General features: G+C 49.5%; 4 protein-coding genes. All 4 read left to right on the plus strand.

The window, feature by feature from the left end; genetic code table 11:
- The coding region (locus ABEW34_RS31775; protein ID WP_430165845.1) for a hypothetical protein at nucleotides 1-1,108 on the plus strand (1,108 nt) is incomplete at its 5' end.
- A 77-nt stretch (nucleotides 1,109-1,185) separates the two neighbouring features.
- A complete protein-coding gene (locus ABEW34_RS31780; protein WP_430165847.1) occupies nucleotides 1,186-2,052 on the plus strand; it encodes a 3-hydroxyacyl-CoA dehydrogenase family protein in 867 nt (288 codons plus the stop codon).
- 73 nt (nucleotides 2,053-2,125) lie between these two features.
- A complete protein-coding gene (locus tag ABEW34_RS31785) occupies nucleotides 2,126-2,395 on the plus strand; it encodes an acyl carrier protein (RefSeq protein ID WP_046230893.1) in 270 nt (89 codons plus the stop codon).
- Nucleotides 2,396-2,397: 2 nt separating this feature from the next.
- Nucleotides 2,398-3,155: acyl-CoA dehydrogenase family protein (locus ABEW34_RS31790; RefSeq protein WP_430165850.1), on the plus strand; the 758-nt coding region annotated here is incomplete at its 3' end.

The raw sequence follows: 3,155 nt of genomic DNA on the forward strand, positions 1-3,155 counted from the left end.
TGGCGGAGGAGCAGCAACCTTTTCACCAAAAAGCCGAGCTGCATTTGAATCTGAAGCATTCGCTAGTGCGACATTGCTGACGCTCAAGGATGATGAGCGGATCCAACCGTTTAACGATTTATTTTACAAGGAGTGTTTCTATCACTCGCTGTTTCCCGTTCTGTCCTACTACCAGCAAAGCCTGCTGCCGATTCTCGCCAATGATACGGTTATCTATCGATATGATGAGGATACGGTTCACTTTCAGGTAGAATACGCAGCGGCAAAGCCAATAGAGCAGCTTTTGCTTGGAATAGGCATTCGGACAGAGACGAGAACGGTTGGCCATTCCGTAATCGAGGAGCTCAAGCAAGCTGTCCTTAGCAATAAGCCGGTTATTGTGCGAATCGACTGCTACTACGCCTCAAACCGGGCTGAAACGTACAAAAAGCAGCATTGGCCGCATTCATGGCTCGTATTCGGCTTTGATGATAGCAAGCAGATGTTCGGCGTCGTAGAGCATGACCATATCGAAAGGCTAACCTATGAGAAAAGATGGGTGAGCTATGAGGATGCGCTGCAGGGGCATCTTGGCTATATGGACCATTTTGGAAGCGAAATACCTGTTTATTATGAATTTTCAGCTATCCATTCCGATGATGTAGGGCCTGAAAAGGATAGCTTGCTAGAAGCGACTGAAAAGATTGTTTCCCCCGCCGCACATCGGCAGCAGCTTCTAGACAGCAGTATGCAGTCTCTGTACAGCTTTTTGGAAAAGGTTAAACAAGCGCTGCGGGATGGGCAGTTGATCAAAGATTATGGCGAAAGCTTGCTTGATACGCTTAATCAAATCGTAAATGCCAAGCTCGTGGACCTATATCGCTATGAGAAATTAGCCGGTGGGTATATTCAGCTGCAAAGCGCAGTTGAAGAGAGCCTTGAAGTTTGGAAGCAAATTCGGGCCCTAGTGGCAAAAGCGGTGTTTGCCGCCAAATTAAGCGCGCAATCTGCCGTTATGCTGAACCAGCAGCTGGATTCGGCACTCGCGCTGGAACGCGAATACGCGGCAATGCTTGTGGGTATGCATTCCCAGATGTTTGAGCTGGAAGGTACCCGATCGACTTACTAGACAACATTTTGCTAGCTAATAGGAAGGCCGTCTTGCTGCCTGGCTAGCTAGCTAGGGAGCAGGCCTATTAAAATCTAATGAAGAAGGAAGTGGAGATCGCTGTGAAAATCGGGGTAATCGGAGCAGGTGTAATGGGAAGAGGGGTTGCCCAAGCGCTCGCCCAATCAGGTTTATTCGTTGTATTGGTCGATATTGAGCATGCGAAGCTTGAACAGGCGAGGGAGGAAATTGCCACCCAGCTGCGATTCCGTGGGTTGTTCGGCTCCTCGGGAAACTTGGAGCCTTCTGAGCAAATTATGGACCGTATCGCGTTTACGACGGAGCATCATAATCTCAGCGACGTCAGCTTTGTCATCGAGAATGCGACGGAAAATTGGGAAGTCAAAAGCGGCATTTATGAGCTTATTGATGGCATCTGCCAGCCAGAATGCATTTTTATGATTAATACCTCCTGTATCTCCATTACAAAGCTGGCGGCTGTGACGAAGCGTGCACCGCAAGTGATCGGCACTCATTTCATGAATCCGGTGCCTGCCAAAAAAACGGTCGAGGTCATTCGGGGCTTTCATACCTCTGAGGAATGTATCCGAGCGGTCGATAGGCTTATGGGCAGCATGGGCAAGGAAATGATCGTCGTTAACGACTATCCGGGCTTTGTATCCAATCGGATTTCCCACCTGTTTATGAATGAAGCTGCTTATGTCGTGCAGGATCAGGTGGCGTCGGCGGAGGAGGTCGATGAAATTTTTAAAAAATGCTACGGACATGCAATGGGGCCGCTCGAAACGGCTGACTTGATCGGTCTGGACACGGTCGTGCATTCCTTAAATGTCCTATATGAAAGCTATCAGGACTCGAAGTTCCGATGCTGTCCACTGCTTAGGAAAATGGTCGACGCGGGGCTTCATGGCCGCAAGAGTGGTCAAGGGTTTTATACGTATTAATGCATGCTAATGCGTGCTAATGACTGGATTTTGTAATAGATTAACCCGAATCGGGATGAGGAGAGTGCCAATAATGGAAGAAATGAAAGTTAAAATCAAGAAGTTTTTATCACGGTTTTTCCGCAAGCATGAGCTTGGGGATGATGAGGATATTTTCGCACTAGGATTTGTCAATTCCCTGTTCGCGATGCAGCTGGTTATGTTTCTGGAGAAGGAATTTGCGCTTACTATCGATAGCCGTGACATGGATTTGGACAACTTCCGCACCATTAATCGGATGGTCAGTCTGATTCAAGAGAAAGCAGCGGTCGATCAGCAGTCTTCGCAAGTATCGGGAGGTTAGAGATGAAAATTGAACTGACTCCGGAACAGGAAAATTGGCAAAATGAGTTCAGCGCGTTTGTTGATAGCGAGATGGTTCCGCTAGCTGATCTGAATGACAGCGAGGAGCGTATCCATCCGGATATGCTCAGGAAAATGGCAGAGGCTGGCTATCTGGGATCCATGCTGCCCAAAAAATATGGCGGTATGGAGCTGGATAACGTCACGCTAGGCATTCTTAACGAAGAGGCGGGTCGCGGCTGCTCGTCAGCAAGAAGCTTATTGACCGTTCATGGAATGGTATCCCTTGCGATTTTGCGCTGGGGAACGGAGCAGCAGAAGAGCGAGTGGCTCCCCAAGCTGGCGACGGGCAGCGCTTTGGCAGCATTTGGCCTAACGGAGCCGAACGCTGGCAGCGATGCCAAGAGCATCGCAACAACGGCCGAGTTAGACGGGAACGAATATGTATTAAATGGCCGCAAAAAATGGATAACGGTCGCACAAATTGCTGATTTGTTTCTCATCTTTGCCAAATGCGAGGGCCAGCCAGCGGCATTTCTCGTAGAGCGGGAGCGAATGGGGGTATCGGTATTGCCCATGTCTGGCCTGCTCGGTGCAAGGGGATCTATGATTGCCGAAGTCGTGCTTTCCGACTGCCGAATCCCGCAAGAAAATCTGCTTGGCAAGCTCGGCATGGGACTGACGCATATCGCGCTGCCTTGTCTCGATTACGGCAGGTACACCATAGCCTGCGGTTGCGTCGGTTTAGCGCAGGCCTGTCT

Source organism: Paenibacillus algorifonticola, from assembly GCF_050481745.1.
Classification (GTDB): Bacteria; Bacillota; Bacilli; order Paenibacillales; family Paenibacillaceae; genus Pristimantibacillus; species Pristimantibacillus algorifonticola_A.